The sequence below is a fragment of the Streptomyces toyocaensis genome, assembly GCF_000725125.1.
GTDB lineage: Bacteria > Actinomycetota > Actinomycetes > Streptomycetales > Streptomycetaceae > Streptomyces > Streptomyces toyocaensis.
Map to the genome: position 1 here is coordinate 14,709 of NZ_JFCB01000034.1, position 14,811 is coordinate 29,519.

At 69.0% G+C, this 14,811-nt stretch carries 18 protein-coding genes and 3 pseudogenes; 10 read left to right on the top strand and 11 right to left on the bottom strand.

All coding sequences use genetic code 11. The features are described from left to right. Positions 1–15: 15 nt before the first annotated feature. The gene (locus BU52_RS27720; RefSeq protein ID WP_037939627.1) at positions 16–477 is read right to left on the bottom strand and encodes a hypothetical protein; all 462 of its coding nucleotides are present in this window, start codon (positions 475–477) and stop codon (positions 16–18) included. 182 nt (positions 478–659) lie between these two features. Between BU52_RS27720 and BU52_RS27725 the strand changes: the two genes are divergently transcribed. The 3 genes from BU52_RS27725 to BU52_RS34170 all read left to right on the top strand — a co-directional run bounded on the left by BU52_RS27725 (position 660) and on the right by BU52_RS34170 (position 2,443). Further along, positions 660–1,511: a helix-turn-helix domain-containing protein gene (locus tag BU52_RS27725; RefSeq protein ID WP_051858641.1), complete on the top strand. Its 852-nt coding sequence runs from the start codon at positions 660–662 to the stop codon at positions 1,509–1,511. Next, complete coding sequence (locus BU52_RS27730) at positions 1,508–1,714, top strand: DUF397 domain-containing protein (protein ID WP_037939506.1); 207 nt, start codon at positions 1,508–1,510, stop codon at positions 1,712–1,714. The genes BU52_RS27725 and BU52_RS27730 overlap by 4 nt, the downstream gene beginning before the upstream one ends. Positions 1,715–1,828: 114 nt before the next feature. Further along, entirely contained in the window at positions 1,829–2,443 is a 615-nt protein-coding gene (locus BU52_RS34170; RefSeq protein ID WP_235216432.1) for a hypothetical protein, read from the top strand. Between the two features lie 57 nt (positions 2,444–2,500). Here the strand turns inward: BU52_RS34170 and BU52_RS27745 are convergent, their stop codons facing one another. Further along, the gene (locus BU52_RS27745; protein ID WP_037939632.1) at positions 2,501–3,124 is read right to left on the bottom strand and encodes a DUF6000 family protein; all 624 of its coding nucleotides are present in this window, start codon (positions 3,122–3,124) and stop codon (positions 2,501–2,503) included. A 224-nt stretch (positions 3,125–3,348) separates the two neighbouring features. On the opposite strand from BU52_RS27745, the gene BU52_RS27750 reads away from it, so the two are divergent. After that, a complete protein-coding gene (locus BU52_RS27750; RefSeq protein WP_235216433.1) occupies positions 3,349–3,927 on the top strand; it encodes a DUF3885 domain-containing protein in 579 nt (192 codons plus the stop codon). On the opposite strand, the gene BU52_RS27755 is transcribed toward BU52_RS27750, so the two are convergent. Further along, positions 3,909–4,493, bottom strand: a complete 585-nt coding sequence (locus BU52_RS27755) for a YrhB domain-containing protein (protein ID WP_037939511.1) — start codon at positions 4,491–4,493, stop codon at positions 3,909–3,911. The genes BU52_RS27750 and BU52_RS27755 overlap by 19 nt on opposite strands. Positions 4,494–5,025: 532 nt before the next feature. Here BU52_RS27755 and BU52_RS36025 point away from each other — a divergent pair. Further along, positions 5,026–5,253 carry a hypothetical protein gene (locus tag BU52_RS36025; RefSeq protein ID WP_037939520.1) on the top strand — a complete coding sequence of 76 codons (228 nt, stop codon included), beginning with the start codon at positions 5,026–5,028 and terminating at the stop codon, positions 5,251–5,253. A gap of 275 nt (positions 5,254–5,528) precedes the next feature. Here BU52_RS36025 and BU52_RS27770 read toward each other — a convergent pair whose 3' ends face one another. The 3 genes from BU52_RS27770 to BU52_RS27780 form a co-directional block, all read right to left on the bottom strand. Beyond that, on the bottom strand, positions 5,529–5,951 hold the full coding sequence (locus BU52_RS27770; RefSeq protein WP_157847918.1) for a hypothetical protein: 423 nt from the start codon (positions 5,949–5,951) through the stop codon (positions 5,529–5,531). 91 nt (positions 5,952–6,042) lie between these two features. Continuing rightward, complete coding sequence (locus BU52_RS27775) at positions 6,043–6,306, bottom strand: hypothetical protein (RefSeq protein ID WP_037939524.1); 264 nt, start codon at positions 6,304–6,306, stop codon at positions 6,043–6,045. Positions 6,307–6,661: 355 nt separating this feature from the next. Beyond that, the gene (locus BU52_RS27780) at positions 6,662–7,363 is read right to left on the bottom strand and encodes an HD domain-containing protein (protein ID WP_051858642.1); all 702 of its coding nucleotides are present in this window, start codon (positions 7,361–7,363) and stop codon (positions 6,662–6,664) included. 96 nt (positions 7,364–7,459) lie between these two features. Between BU52_RS27780 and BU52_RS27785 the strand changes: the two genes are divergently transcribed. Together BU52_RS27785 and BU52_RS27790 are read left to right on the top strand one after the other, a co-directional pair. Next, positions 7,460–8,416: a GlxA family transcriptional regulator gene (locus tag BU52_RS27785; RefSeq protein ID WP_037939525.1), complete on the top strand. Its 957-nt coding sequence runs from the start codon at positions 7,460–7,462 to the stop codon at positions 8,414–8,416. Continuing rightward, a pseudogene (locus BU52_RS27790) lies at positions 8,413–9,139 on the top strand (transposase family protein). Before BU52_RS27785 ends, BU52_RS27790 begins: the two are co-directional and overlap by 4 nt. Before the next feature lie 76 nt (positions 9,140–9,215). Here the strand turns inward: BU52_RS27790 and BU52_RS36545 are convergent. Continuing rightward, positions 9,216–9,377, bottom strand: a pseudogene (locus BU52_RS36545) (TetR/AcrR family transcriptional regulator); the annotation flags it as partial. 5 nt (positions 9,378–9,382) lie between these two features. Here BU52_RS36545 and BU52_RS27795 point away from each other — a divergent pair. Together BU52_RS27795 and cpt are read left to right on the top strand one after the other, a co-directional pair. Continuing rightward, positions 9,383–10,186, top strand: a pseudogene (locus BU52_RS27795) (CocE/NonD family hydrolase); the annotation flags it as partial. A gap of 52 nt (positions 10,187–10,238) precedes the next feature. Then, positions 10,239–10,760: a chloramphenicol phosphotransferase CPT gene (cpt, locus tag BU52_RS27800; protein ID WP_037939527.1), complete on the top strand. Its 522-nt coding sequence runs from the start codon at positions 10,239–10,241 to the stop codon at positions 10,758–10,760. 19 nt (positions 10,761–10,779) lie between these two features. Here the strand turns inward: cpt and BU52_RS27805 are convergent, their stop codons facing one another. From BU52_RS27805 to BU52_RS27815, 3 genes are all read right to left on the bottom strand, one after another. Then, the gene (locus tag BU52_RS27805; RefSeq protein ID WP_037939529.1) at positions 10,780–11,487 is read right to left on the bottom strand and encodes an ester cyclase; all 708 of its coding nucleotides are present in this window, start codon (positions 11,485–11,487) and stop codon (positions 10,780–10,782) included. A 106-nt stretch (positions 11,488–11,593) separates the two neighbouring features. Further along, complete coding sequence (locus tag BU52_RS27810) at positions 11,594–12,370, bottom strand: SDR family NAD(P)-dependent oxidoreductase (RefSeq protein ID WP_037939534.1); 777 nt, start codon at positions 12,368–12,370, stop codon at positions 11,594–11,596. Positions 12,371–12,432: 62 nt separating this feature from the next. Beyond that, on the bottom strand, positions 12,433–13,113 hold the full coding sequence (locus BU52_RS27815; RefSeq protein ID WP_037939641.1) for an MOSC domain-containing protein: 681 nt from the start codon (positions 13,111–13,113) through the stop codon (positions 12,433–12,435). A 90-nt stretch (positions 13,114–13,203) separates the two neighbouring features. On the opposite strand from BU52_RS27815, the gene BU52_RS27820 reads away from it, so the two are divergent. Beyond that, entirely contained in the window at positions 13,204–14,100 is an 897-nt protein-coding gene (locus BU52_RS27820) for a LysR family transcriptional regulator (RefSeq protein WP_037939536.1), read from the top strand. A 79-nt stretch (positions 14,101–14,179) separates the two neighbouring features. Here the strand turns inward: BU52_RS27820 and BU52_RS27825 are convergent, their stop codons facing one another. Then, entirely contained in the window at positions 14,180–14,512 is a 333-nt protein-coding gene (locus BU52_RS27825; protein WP_037939537.1) for a WhiB family transcriptional regulator, read from the bottom strand. Between the last annotated feature and the right edge of the window lie 299 nt (positions 14,513–14,811).

Genomic DNA, 14,811 nt, shown 5'->3' on the forward strand with positions numbered 1-14,811 from the left:
CCGTCCGTGCCGCGGTCACGGCTTGGCAGGCCAGAACTGCACGAGATACCTCTCCACGTCGTGCCCCGTGCCCTCACCCTCCGACAGGGCGGCGGCCTCGGCACGGCCGACGCAGTGCGCTCGCAAGTGCCACGAACCCGGAGAGCCCAGCGCGAAGGTCTCCGTACGCCCCACGCTTCCCGACCAGACGGCCACCTCTCCGCTGGTCGACTCGAACTCGGCCTCGGCCTGCTCGTCCCAGGCCGAGGCGTCCTGCGCGGGAGGCGGCCCGTCCCACACCTCCACGGTGACCGTGGCGGTATGAGTGTGGCCACCGCTGTAGAAATCGAGGCGCCCTGGGAACCCGTTCAGGAACACGCCCTGCTCATAGTCGTCCGGGAACGGCACCGGCAGGTCACCGTCGTCGGACTCCTGAAGCGCGAAGGAGTGGTACCCCACGTACGCGTCCACGCGCTGCTGCCGGACAAGCTGTGCCACGAGCACCCCTTCGGGATTCCGATGCCGGTTTCCTTGCCGGAATGGTAGGCGGGGGTGGCGGGTCGGTGAGGGGATTCACCCGTAAGCCGGAACTCGGTCGATGGCGGGCATGGTTGCGGTGCGTCCGTCCTACGGTGCGAGCACGGGTGGCCGGTGGACGGATGTGCTGAGGGGCGGGTGCGATGGAGTCGGGAGCGGACTCGGGCGCGGGTGTGGAGGGCGGCGCGGGGGCCGATTCCAACGGCGAGTTCCTGCGGTGCTTCGGCCGCCAGATGAAGCTGCTGCGGGAGGCTGCGGGGCTGACGCAGGCGCAGTTGGGCGAGCGGGTCGGGTACGGCGAGGCGCAGATCGCGGCGGTGGAGCAGGGGCGGCGGATTCCGCGGCCGGAGCTGGTTGACGCGGTGGATCGGGAGGTGGGGGCGCCGGGGGTGCTGGTGGCCATGAAGGGGGAGGTGGCGAAGGCTCGGTATCCGGGGTTCTTTCGGCGGTACGCGGAACTGGAGGGACAGGCGGTCGAGTTGCACGCCTACTCGGACCACGTGGTCAAGGGAATCTTGCAGACGGAGGAGTACGCACGCGCGGTCTTCCGCATGTGGCGTCCATTGTTGGACGAGGAGACGATCGAGCAGGGCGTGACGGCACGGATGGAGCGCCGGAAGCTCTTCGCTCGTCGGCCTGCTCCGTTGCTGAGCTTCGTCATCGAGGAACATGTTCTGCAGCGGCCTCTCGGCGGGCCGGAGGTACTGCGGGGTCAGCTGGAGCAACTGTTGCTGTACGGGCATGAACGCAACGTCGAGTTGCAGGTCATGCCGACGCGGCGCGACGAGCACGCGGGACTGGCGGGTCCCTTCACGTTGATCCATCTCGCCGATCAGCGCAGGATGGCTTACATGGAGGTGCAGGACACAAGTGCCCTGTACTCGGACCCGAAGAAGGTCAGCCCGTTGGAGGCGACGTACAGAGTCCTCGCGGCCCAGGCGTTGACTCCCAGAGAGTCGCTGGCCTTCATCCAGAAGCTGTTGGGAGAGCTATGAAGACAGGCAGCCCCGCGCCTGCCGCTGGCGAACTGCGCTGGTTCAAGAGCAGCTACAGCGCGGGCAACGGCGGTGATTGCGTCGAGGTGGCGGACGCCGGTACGGCCGTGCTGATCCGTGACTCCAAGCGCCCGGACGTGGCGATCCTCAACGTGCCCTCCGCCCAGTGGACGGCGTTCGTTCGGATGGCCGCAGGCGTCTGAAACGGACGAGGGGCGGTGGAGAGCCGTTGATGCTCCCCACCGCCCCTCACTCATGCCCGAAGGGCACTGCCCTGCTCACTCGCTCCACAGCTCCTTCCTCCAGCCACATCTCAAGTGGATGACGAAGGCGCGCACCTCACGACGTTCTTTGTCGGCGAGCTCGAAGTTCCCCGGGCACGCATTGCCGCACCCAGCGTCTTCATGACGGACGAGGAGCAGACCGAGCAACTACACCGGTGTCTCGGCGACGATTCTCTGCCTCTCGATGTTCGTACGGCTGGTGCCCTGACGCTCCTCTTCGGACTGCAGCACACCAAACTGCTCGAACTCACCGTGCGCGACGTCATAGACGACAACGCGATGGTGGCGCTCAACCTCGCAGGCCGTCGCCTGCCGCTGCCGCCCGAAGTCGCCCGGTTGGTCCGCGCGCAACGCGACCAGTGCCAGACACGCTGGCAGCTCGATCAGACAGCCAGCACAACACCGTGGCTGTTCCCCGGCCAGGAGCCCGCCCGCCCTCTCGGAGCCACCTACCTCAATCTGAAGCTCCGCCGACACGGCATCGCGCCTCACGCCGGCCGCAACAATGCTCGTCTCGCGCTGGCCACAGACCTGCCGGCGTCCGTCCTCGCCGACTTCACCGGCACCAGCATCAGCAACGCCACCCGCTGGACCGGATACGCCAGACGCGACTGGCTCGACTACATCGCCTCCCGCGCACGGGTCTGACGGTTTCCAAGTGTGCCGGGCAATGGAGCAGAGAGATCACCACGAGATGTGAGGCCGTCATATTGCCTCGGCGCATTCATGGACGACGGCATAAAGCCGACGAATCAGGCTCAAGGAGGAGGGGAGAGGGTCCGGGTTGGCCTGCATGTGAGGCGCGTCGTGGAGCCACTGCTGCCACAGGCCGTCCAGGCCCAGGAAGCGGTCGGCCTGATCGTTTCCAAGATTCAGGCTGATGAACTGGAGAGCACCCATGACGACGGTCTGGTCGTACGCGAGGTCAGGGCGGCGGAGGTAGCGATCAAGGTAGGTGGCGAGCAGATCAGCATCGCGCTCCGTTCCGAAAGTGGCCAGGGCCACGCAGTAAGCCGGCCCAGCACAGCAGACCTCGCTGGCCGGCAGGAGTTCTCCGAGGCGCTCGCGAAACTCGGTCCGTCGAGAGACGGCTACGAGCCAAGCCGCCGTTCTCCGTTCGCGCCAGCCGCCCTCAAGAAGGGTGGCGATCTCATCCGCGGTGATGAGTCCTGCATCCTCGCGGAGGTCGCGTATGAACCGGTCGTACTCAGGGCTTCGCATGCGCAGCAAGCTGCCTCCGAGCTTCAGATAGCGCCGTCGCTCGCCCTCGGGCGTGACATAGCGGCGAACCAGGGCCAGCAGTTCGGGATCCTCGCGGGCATGGCGCATCACAGGGCCGATCCTGCCTCGCTGGTGCGCAACGAGGCCGGCCCATTCTTGCGTTGCTCGTTCGCTGCTCTCACCGGGACCAGCGCGACAGACTGGTCTAGTTCGTCGACCACGACTGGAGCGGCTACATCAGCAGCCGATAAAGCGGCAGCTAGGAAGTCGGTTCCTCTCGTGGATGCGCCCCGGCATCATGGCCGTCGGCGGCTACAGACGCGAGGGGACGAGTGCAGCAGTTGTCTGGAGACGGGCAGGCGGATCTGACGGAGCTGTGGCATCAGCATTGGCCCCATTGCCCGCCGGTTGGGTACAAGATCCGTGACCCGTACAGGGATGTCTGGGTACGTTTTCACAGCCTGCCGGAGTCGAAGCGGTACCCCGAGGACGAGAGCGAGTACACCGTCGTCCTGGAGCGTTACAACACCGTCCTTGATGAGTTGTTCGCTGGTGCGGACGTGTACGTCATCACTCCGACCTGGACGACCGAAGCCGAGGTTCCGTCAGTGAAACCCGGAACGGGGTATTGGCAGAGCTTGCTGGTGGAGGACGATCCCGACCCTGAGTTCCGCACGTACTGCCACCTCTCCGCCGCCCGCCGGCCCTGGCAGCGCGGCTGCGTCGACGACTTGCTCCGAGGTACCGCCGACGACAAGGTGGCCGGAATCCTCATCACCGACACCCGCATGCAGCGCATCCACCACCCCTACGACGGTGGCGCCGACGTCTTCCTCACCACATCCGACGAGCGGGACCAGATGCGCGATCGGCATGCCGACTGGCTTTCCAGTCATCCCTCGGGTCTCTGACCGGCTCGGATCGCCTCCCCGCTCAGAACGGTCTGCACCCCAAGTACCGGGTTGAGAGGTTCCACGAGTTCTCTGGTGGCGACGACCACGAGGCGGGCGGGTGCATCACCCTCCAGCAACCCGCTCACGTACTCGATGGCCTCTGCGGGCGAGAGCACAGGCAGCCTCTGGCGCAATGTCCGCACAGCATGCATGCGTCCGCGTGTAGGCGCCATTTCGCGGAGCACATCGTGTAGATCGTCCACCGCGGTGCGCACCGGGAGCCCACGTATCCGGGCTCGGTAGTCGTCCTCCCATGCCCCGGTCACCGCGGAGACGACGCCGACCTGGTGCAGTCCCCCGTCGACACGGTCGACTAGGTACGGCCCATTGCCTGCGAGCATGAACTCCGGATTCCGAGTGCGCACGAACTCCTCGGACGTCCAGGAGACGATCCACACCAGTTCGTGCTCCTCGACGTCCACCACAGCCATGCGCAGTGCCTCCGCACTCGCAGCCCGCCACCTCTGATAGTCGCGTTCGAGTTGTTCCTCAACGGCCCGAACGGCGGCTTCTCGCTCGATCACGCCTGCAGCATTCCGCACGGGACCGGCCCCGGCCAGTGATTTCCCGCGGCCTGTAGAGCCACGTAGGGACAGCTGCCTGAGCTCCTTGCCCAGGAATACGGCAGCCGCGAAACAAGTGCTCTGCGCCAGTACGCCCGCGCGTCTTCTTCTCGGGACGCCAATTGACGAGATCCGCCTCGGACAGCTCACGCTCCGCGCGGCCGGTATCGAGGGCGGCCTGGAACTCCTCGGCGGGGTTGCCCTCCCACTCCTCGTCGTACTCGCCGTACCACTGGTGCACTCAGGGCAGCACCTCGCGCAGACCGGCGAGCGGCGGCACGAAACGGGGGTCGTCCTTGGCCCAGCCGCCGGTCTCGACGCGGCTCAGTGAACTATTCACAGGGCGTGATCCGGGATTTACGCTGCCCAGTCGGTTGATCGCACGCCATCCGTCCCGTTGGTGCGGTGTGACCGCAGGGGGATGGCGGCTCTGGGGAGGGCCGCCGGGCGGACGGCAGGTCGCCGTACGTGCGGATCAGCGCCAGGTGGGGGCGTGACGGGCAGCGCCGGGAACGGCCGGGTCGGCAGGCAGCCGGCGAAGAGCGGGAACAAGCGGAGCAGGACCGGGATGCCGCTCTCCCCGCAGGAGGAGGAACTGCGGCGCCTGCGCGCACAGTGGAACCTGGCACGTGCCCGCGAAGCCGAACGGCGGCGCAACGGACCGGACGCCGCTCCGGTCAGGGCCGAGAAGTCGTCGAGCCGTCCTCGTCCAGGCCGGTGAAACCGGTGGGCCGGCGCACGAAGAAGGCTTCGGCCGCCACCCCGGTCAAGGCCGGGAAACCGTCGAGCCCATCCGCGCCCGGCTCCGGGAAATCGTCGAAGGCGAGCCGGAAGGAGAAGGCCCGGGCACCGCCAGCTACACGTGTCCCGACGACACGATCGTCCTGCTGACCGCCTCAAACGACCGATCGCCTACACCACCGGAAGGGACGTGACCGTGGGCGGCTGTCGTTCGGGCCGTGCCTGAGTCATCGTGACGCCATGGCGAAGGCCGTGTCAGGGCTGATGGTTTCCGGAGATCACCGCGATTTTCCAGACGGAGGTTCCGCCGGTCACCTGGATGGTGAGGTGCTGGGGCTTTTCGTCCTCGTAGACGACGCCCACGGTGCCAACCCCGTTGCATGTGACCGGGTGGGGGTTGCTGCTGTCACGGTCCACGATCGAGACCTTGCCTTTGCCCTCGCACGCCGCGTAGAGGGTGTAGGCGCCTTCCCGCGGGGTGAATGCGGGCAGTTCCTGGTCCTTATTGCCGGTGGTCTCGGCTATCAGGGTCTGCGCGTTCTTGGGCAGGTCCAGGCTGGGCGGCTGTGTGGTGGGTGTCTGTGTGGGTTTGCCGGAGGAAGCGGTCGGAGCGGGAGGGCTCGGACGCTTCGCCTCGGGCTCGTCGGAGCAACCTCCGGCGAGGAACAGTGTGGCCACGGCGGCAGCGGTGAGTGCGGAGCGACGCAACGGGGTCTCCCGGGAGTGGGGGGCGGGAGCCCGGCCCTGGTGTCAGAGCCGGGCGCGAGGGCTAGCGAATTCTCCAGCCTTCGCGGTAGGGGGCCCAGACGGTCATGTACTGCTTGTGGGACTTCTGGCAGGCGCTGCCGCGATGGTACTTGTACCCGTAGACCTTTTCCTTCATGATTCCGTAGTCGCCGTACACGATGCTCTTCGGGGGAACATCTCCGCTGGTCTCGACGCCGATCTCCGAGGTCCAGCTAACCGGGCAAACCGTCGAAATGTAATGGCTGATCTTCGCGTCGAGAAACCTCAAGTTTCTCTCAGGGGGCATCGGTTACCAATTCGACAATGCGCTGTAGGAGTTCCGTCTTCTATAAAGAGCGGCCATGGCGGACGACCGGGCCGGCCTCACACCGACCCAGTGAGCCTTTTCCAACCTGACGGTGCTCGTCGCGTGTTATGACTGAGCGCTTCAGATGGCGGATGAGCGCTCTGGTCGGCGGGGCTGAGTACTTCGGTTGGCGAGCGGTACGGCGGGAATGGACTCGGCTGAGGTGTGACGGCCAACAGTCGGCGGTCCGGGTACCAGGTATACGCCGGTTCTGTCCTCCCGCAACGTCATCGTCTCAAAGATGCCGCCGGGCTGATCGACCAGTTGCTCACACGTGTCCATCCCGGAGACGGAGTCATGGGGTTGTCCCGGCACCCGCCGCTTTCCCCGCAGGCTGGTCACCCCATGCTGAGTGGGCGATCAGGTCGTGCCAGTCGGGCAGTGTGCCTTCCGGCAGATGGCGGCGCAGTACCTGGCCGGGAAAGCTCAACGGGCTGGCCTTGGCCGGGTTCTCCAGGGCCTGCGCGACGATCGCGTCGGTGATCGCATAGGCCAGGTCGTCCCGGGGGAATGCGGCGTGGACACGGTCCGCGAAGCCTGGCGGCAGTTGCTCCCCGCCGCGTCCCAGCACGTCAACGGCGGCGCCTGCCTGGGTCAGCGCTACTTCCGGACCCTTGCGGTGCGCAATCCCGTCCGATGTGTGCAGCGCGATGGCGTCCCACACCACCGCGACCCGCGCCTCGTCTGCCCCGTGTTCCCGCAGGAACCGGGCGGCCAGGTCGGCCCCGTCCACCTCGAACCGCTGGCCTCCGTTGCCCTGCTCGCACAGGCCCAGATCGTGCAGGACGCAGCCCAGGAACACCACCTCGTCGTCGTAGTCGGCGCCGGGCCGCAGTCCCTGCAGGTCGGCCAGGGCGCGGGCGAACAGATAGCTGCGCACGCTGTGCCGGTACAGGAAGCCGGGCTCGGCGTCCGCGACGAAGCGCAGCGCACGTGAGGTCAGCTCGGTACGCGGCAGGTCGAAGTCCGCACACGGGTCGGGGAGGGAAAGGTCCACAGTGGGCTCCTCAGACGGTCGGGGATGCTCCGATCCTGTGGCAGCTCCAGCCTCCCGGACAGTGGCTGGAATGCCAGCATGCGCTAACTTCTAGCCATGTCGGTCATCGCCATCCTTGCTCTCGACGGCGTCCTGCCCTTCGAGCTGTCCATACCCGGCCAGGTCTTCGGCACGGCCAACGAGGTCGCCGCCACCCGGCACTACCAGCTGCGAGTGTGTGCCCCCAACCCGACCGTCACCACCTCACCGGAACACGGAGCGTTTCAGATCCAGGTGCCGTACCGACTGGACGCCCTCACGGAGGCGGACACCGTCATCGTCCCCGCCCACGCCGGCTTCCTCGACCCTCCGCCCAACCTCGTGGTGACGGCCCTGCGCGACGCGGCAGCCCGCGGCGCCCGCATGGCCTCGATGTGCGTCGGCGCGTTCACACTCGCCGCCACCGGTCTACTCGACGGGCACAAGGCAACCACGCACTGGCAGTACGCGGACGAACTAACCCGCCGCCATCCGCGCGTGGCCGTGGACAGCGGTGTCCTGTTCGTCGACAACGGCGACCTGATCACGTCAGCCGGCGTCGCCGCAGCGCTGGACCTGTGCCTGCACCTGGTCCACCGCGACTTGGGCGCGGACTGTGCGGCGGCTACCGCACGTCGCACCGTGATGCCGTTGCAACGCGACGGTGGGCAGGCCCAGTTCATCGAGCCGTCCCAGACTGCGGCGACCGGCACCACCCTGCTGAGCCCGACACTGCACTGGATGGCCGGCAACCTGCACCGCCCGCTCACACTGGCAGATATCGCGGGTCACGCGGCGATGAGCGTGCGCAGCCTCAACCGACACTTCCGCGCGCAGACGGGCACCACGCCGCAGCAGTGGCTGCTGCGCGCTCGCGTCCGCCGCGCCCAGCAACTCCTGGAGACGACCGACCTCCCGGTCGAGCGCATCGCCGACGCGAGTGGCTTCGGCTCCGCAGTGACGCTGCGCCATCATTTCGCCCGTGTGGCAGGCACGTCACCGCACGCGTACCGCACTGCGTTCCAAGCACGGTGACGCCCAACGCGAGTCGCACCTTGCGGTGCCTGGCCGGACACCTCGCCGTCCGGCGAGGGGAGGTCGGGACCCGGTGGCGGCGGCTCACCACCGGACGGCAGGCCCTCCTCGCCCTGGCGCATCTGCGGTGCGGTGACACCTACGGCCGGGTTCGGTATCGGCATCGCCACCGTGTACCGCTACATACGCGAGGCAGTCGAAGTGCTGGCCGCGCTTGCGCCCACCCTGGCCGAGGCGATGCGTGTCGCACGGACCAAGGCGTTCGTGATCCTCGACGGCACCCTGCTGCCGATCGACCGGATCGCCGCCGACACCCCGTACTACTCGGGGAAGCACAAGCGCCACGGCATGAACATCCAGGTCCTCACCGATCCGTTCGGGCGCCTGCTGTGGGCTTCGCCCGCGTTGCCAGGCTCCACGCACGATCTGACCGCCGCCCGCACCCACGGGATCGTCGAGGCTCTCGCCGCCGCCGACCTCAAGTGCTGGGCGGACAAGGCATACCAGGGCACCGGCCGCCCGGTCCGGGTGCCCTTCCGCGGACGCCGCCTCAAGCGGTGACAGCGGCGGCACAACAGCACACACGCCAAGATCCGCTGCCTCGGCGAACGGGTCATGGCCACCCTGAAGGACTGACGGCTTCTGCGAAAACTCCGCTGCAGCACCAACCGCATCACCTCGATCGTCCAGGCCGTACTCGTCCTCCATCACACATCAGCGTGAGGTTGGAAAAGGCTCACTGATCCGGCGAGAACGCTGGGGTAGAAGGTCGAGCGACGACCGGCTTACCCACGTGATGTCAGCCGGTGTCCAGGCCGTCGACCAGGCGGTTGAGGAAGCGGGTGAAGGTGGCCTCGGGGGTGAGGGTGCGGCCGGGGGCGGCGAGGGCCTCGGCGAGTTCCGGGTGGTGGCCGTCGGCGGCGACGGCGGCCAGGTAACGGGCCTCGGCCGCTGCCCGGTCCGAACCGGCTGCGCCGGGCCGGGTGCGGCACCGCCCTGCTCATCGGCCCCTGGACCCACACCTCCGCCCTGCAGCAGGGGTGGCCCGGGGTGTTCGCCGAGAGCCTCGCCTGGCTGCGCGCCCACCTCTGCGCCGACCCGTCCGGCCTGCGTCCCACCGCGGTGCGCGTGCACATCGGCGGCGAGAACGCCTGGCGCGACCTCGACGACTGGCCGCCGGCCCCCGCGGCCGTCCCGTGGTATCCCACCGCGGAGGGGCATCTCACCCGGCAGGCCGCCACGGACCCCGTGCCGCTGACGACGTTCCGCTACGACCCGGCCGACCCCACCCCGTCCCTCGGCGGTCCCCTGCTCTCCCGCGGTGCCGGCCCACGCGACAACGGCACCCTGGAAGCGCGGGCCGACGTCCTGACCTTCACCGGCCCGCCCCTGGCCGAACCCGTGGACGTCCTGGGCCCGGTATCCGCACGGCTGAGCATCTCGACGGACACCGGGCACGCCGACGTCTTCGCCCGCCTGTGCGACGTGGACGCGGCGGGCCGCTCCGTCAACGTCTGTGACGGGCTGGGCCGGGTCCGGACGACCGGAGACGCTCCCTCGCAGGTCACCGTGGAGATGAGCGCCACCGCCCACCGTTTCGCCGCCGGCCACCGCATACGCTGGCAGATCAGCGGAGGTGCCCATCCCCGCTACGCCCGCGGTCCCGGCACCGGCGAGGCACCGGCGGACGCCACCACGTTCACGCCGGTGCGCATCACCCTTCACGCGGACTCGGCACTGAGCCTCCCCCAGAGGGCCGCGCGCGCGTAATTCGCTGCGGGCGGGGAGCGAGCCGTCCTACTGTGGCGCCGTGACGACGCAAATGATCATTCTCAACGGCGGGTCCAGCTCGGGGAAGTCCGGGATCGTGCGGTGTCTGCAGTCCGTACTGCCGGATCCCTGGCTGGCGTTCGGTGTCGACTCGTTCATCGACGCGATGCCGGTGAGGCTGCAGGCGTCGGACGCCGGGCTCGGCATCGCGGAGGACGGCACGGTGAGTGTCGGGGCGGAGTTCCGGGCACTGGAGGCGGCCTGGACGGAGGGCATCGTGGCGATGGCCCGCGCGGGCGCCAGGATCGTCGTCGACGACGTGTTCCTCGGCGGGGCGGCCTCCCAGCAGCGGTGGCGGAAGGCTCTCGACGGGGTGGACGTGCTCTGGGTCGGCGTCAGGTGCGAGAGTTCGGTCGCCGCGGCCCGGGAGGTCGCGCGGGGGGACCGGGTTCAGGGCATGGCCGCGCAGCAGGCGGACGTGGTGCACGAGGGGGTGTTCTACGACCTGGAGGTGGACACCACACACACCGAGTCCCTGGTGTGTGCGCGCACCATCGCCGCCCGCGTCGGTTGACCGGCGGAGCCCCGCCGGGTCAGAGTTCCGTCGGCTCCAGCGCCCCCAGCCGCGCCATCAGCCCCAGCCGGTCGTACTCCCACCAGCCCTCGACGATCTTGCCGCTGTCGCCGAAGCGGAAGATGGTCGTGCCCGTCATGGAGACGTCCTTCCCCGTCGCCGGGATGCCGAGGAAGTCGGCCCTGTGGACGGCCTTCCAGTTCCACCGGGTGCACACCCGGTCGCCCTCGGCGATCTGGTCCTCGACGCGGAAGGTGAAGTCGAAGCCGCCGCGCCACTCGTCCAGGTCGCGCCGGAGGTGGTCCAGGCCGAGCACGTCCTGCTCGTTGGCCGGATCGTGGCCGTGGTAGTGCTCCTCGACCAGACCCGTCAGCGGGGACAGGTCGTCCGAGGTGACCGCCACCTCGAAGAAGCGCCGCGCCGTGTCCGTGTTCAGCTGGGCGTCGCGCACCACGTCCAGGTCGGTGAAGGTGGGCACCTCCTCGCAGAGCGCCACCATGTCGCGGAAGATCCTGTCGGTCTCCGGGAGCTGCGAGTTCCGCATCGCCTCCTCGTAGGACGGGAACTCCACGATCTCGACGACGTGCGACGCGTCCGAGCGGTCCCTGCCGACCACCGCGTGCGTCGCCGTCCTCTTCCCCTTGGTCTGCTCGACCCACCGGTCCATGAGCTGGTCCATCTCCTCGAACCGGCTCGTCTTGCAGTCGATCAACTGTACGAAGGTCATGATGTTCGCCTCCGGCCACCTGGGTCCGGGTTGGTCCTGTCGGCACCCATTTTCCTCCGGAGGGCGGGCCGCGTCCCGCCGTGGTGGAGCGGCCGCCCCGCCGCCCCTACCGGCTGGGGCCGTACTTCCGTCCCGTCCGTGACGAGAGCCCGCCCAGCAGCCCCCGCGGGACCAGCTTCGCCGCTCCCATCAGCGCCTTGTACCGGGGGTCCGGGATCGACACCGTCTTGCCCCGGGCCAGGTCCGCCAGCGCCGCCGACGCGACCTTGTCCGCGTCCAGCCACATCCAGTTCGGGATGTTGTCCGTGCCCATCCCGGCCCGCTCGTGGAACTCGGTGCGCACGAAGCCGGGGCACAGTGCCATCAGGCGTACGCCGTGGCCCGCCAGGTCCACCGCCGCGCCCTGGGTGAACTGCACGACCCATGCCTTGGAGGCCCCGTACGTCCCGCGCGGCAGGAACGCGGCGGTCGAGGCGACGTTCACGACGCCTCCGCGCCCGCGCTCCCGCATCGCCTCCACCGCCGCCGACGTCAGCCGGAGCACCGCCTCGCAGTGCACCTTGAGCATCCTCATCTCGTCGGCCATGGGGACCTCGAGGTAGCGGCCCTTGTTGCCGAACCCGGCATTGTTGATCAGCAGGTCGACGGGGTTCTTGCGGTCACCGAGCCGGTCGGCCACCGACTCGATGCCCTTGTCCTGCGCCAGGTCGGCGGTCAGCACCTCCGCCTCGATGCCGTGGCGGTCGTGCAACTCGGTGGCCTGTTCGTGCAGCCGGCGCGTGTCGCGGGCCACCAGCACCAGGTCATGTCCGTCGGCCGCCAGCCGCCGCGCGAACGCGGCACCGATCCCAGCCGTCGATCCCGTAATCAGAGCCGTTGTCATGACGCAAGAGTAGTTACCCGGAGGGGAGCCGTCCGCTCAGCGGGCGGTCCCACGGCGGGCCGTCAGGGCACCGGCCGCACCCCGTACTTCTCCACGTACGTCCGCGCGGCCGCGAGCTCCTCGGGATGCAGCGCCTCACCGGCCGCCAGGAGCCGGGGCAGCAGGGTCCGCTCGGTCGTCACCGCGCGGAACTGCAGCGCCACCGTCACCTCGTGGTCCGGCCGGTGCAGGATCCGTACCGCGTCGCCCGCGCGTATCTCACCGGGCCGGATCACGCGCAGGTACGCCCCCGGCGCGCCCCGCTCCGTGAACCGCTTCACCCAGCCCTTCTCACCCAGGTGGCCCTGGAAGGTGCGGCAGGGAATGCGCCCTGAGGTGATCTCCAGGACCACCTCGGGCCCGACGGCCCAGCGCTCGCCGATCAGCGCGCCGGACACGTCGACGCCCTCCGTGGTGAGGTTCTCGCCGAACGAGCCGTTCGCCAGCGGGCGCCCCAGGGTCCGCTCCCACTCGTCGAGGTCCTCGCGGGCCACGGCGTAGACCGCCTGGTCGTCCCCGCCGTGATGCCGCGTCTCGCACACGGCGTCCCCCTCCAGACCGCTCGCGCCGAACCCCTTCGGCCCCGGCGCGGCGACCCGCACCGGTCCGTCGACGGGCCGCTTGTCGATGCCGGTCACGCCCTCGGGCTGGTCCGTGTACGGCACGGCCTTGGGCTGCCCCAGGTTCACAGACAGAAGCTTCATGCGCCGCACGGTAGGCGAACGGCATCAAAGCGTCGACGCATTTTTCCGCCGTGGACCAAAGAACGGCTTATCGCTGGCTATCCTGGAGGGGTGATCGAAGCCCGTCACCTCCGCGTGCTGCGCGCCGTCGCCACCACCGGTTCCTTCTCCGCGGCCGCCCGCGAACTGGGCTGCACCCAGCCGGCCGTCAGTCAGCAGATGAAGGCCCTGGAGGCGTCCGTCGGTACGCCCCTGCTCGTCCGCACCGGCCGCGAGATGCGCCTGACCCAGGCGGGCGAGGCGCTGGTGCGGCACGCCGCGGGAATCATCGCCGGGCTCACCGCGGCCGAGGAGGAGGTCGCCGCGATCACGGGACTGCGCGCCGGCCGGGTCCGGCTCGTCTCCTTCCCCAGCGGCAGCTCCACGCTCGTCCCGGCGGCTCTCGCCGCCCTGCGCGACGCCCACCCGGGCACCCGCGTCTCGCTGGAGGAGGCCGAGCCGCCCCGGTCGGTGGAGATGCTGCGCGAGGGCGACTGCGACGTGGCCCTCGCCTTCCGGTACGAGGGGGCGGCGGGCGCCGAGGAGTGGGACGACCTCGTCGTACGGCCGCTGCTGTCGGACCGGCTGGTGGGTCTCGTGCCCGAACGGCACCGGCTGGCCCGCGCGGAGTCCGTCGCCATCGGGGAACTCGCCGACGAGCCGTGGATCGCGGGCTGCCCGCGCTGCCGGGGGCAGTTGGTGGAGGTGTGCGAGGCGGCCGGCTTCACGCCGCGCATCGACTTCGCGACCGACGACTACCCGGCGGTCGCCGGACTGGTGGGTGCCGGACTCGGGGTCGCGGTCCTGCCCCAGCTGGCCGTCGAGTCCGTGCGGCCGCGAGGCGTGCGCACCGTGGCGCTGGAGCCCGCCGTGCGGCGGGAGATCGTCGCGCTCACCCTTCCGGACCTCGCCCAGGTGCCCGCGGTCACCGCGACGCTGGAGAAGCTGGCGGCTGCCGCGGTGCGGTGACACCACCCCCGGCGACAGCTCCCCGATGACAGAACAAGGGCACGCGTGCGTGCCCCATGGTTGTTGAAGAAACGTTCCTTCAGTTGTTCGAGGCGGTGGTGTGCCCGCCGCCGGCCGATGCCGACACCAGCCGGTTGCGCGCCCGCCCCATCAGCTCTTCGCGCTCGTCCTCGGTCAGACCGCCCCACACGCCGTACGGCTCGCGAACCGCCAGCGCGTGTGCGGCGCACTCGGCGCGCACCGGGCACCTCATGCAGACCTCTTTGGCCGAGTTCTCGCGAGCGCTTCGAGCCGCACCACGCTCACCCTCGGGGTGGAAGAAGAGCGAGCTGTCCACCCCGCGGCAGGCAGCCAGGAGCTGCCAGTCCCACAGGTCCGCGTTCGGTCCGGGAAGGCGGGAGAAATCTGCCATTGCGTGACCCCTTGTAGCCGTTCTGGGCGGATCCGGTGTCCACGACCGTACAACTACGATCCAAGGAGATGAAAATATGACTCATTGCGAATCTAGCCCCGGACACCATCAAAGGGGAAGAAAAGGGTCTGAATGGGGCACGGCTGTGGTGAAAGTTCGAAGGTCCGTCGCGCATGTCTGCACCGTGAACACCTCCTCACGTAGAGTGCCGAAGACTGCAGACGGCCCCGTAACCCTTTCGAGTGACCGTCGTTGAGAGTGCGAGGCGGTTGAAAGAACAAGCGCTCGGGCGGGCGTCC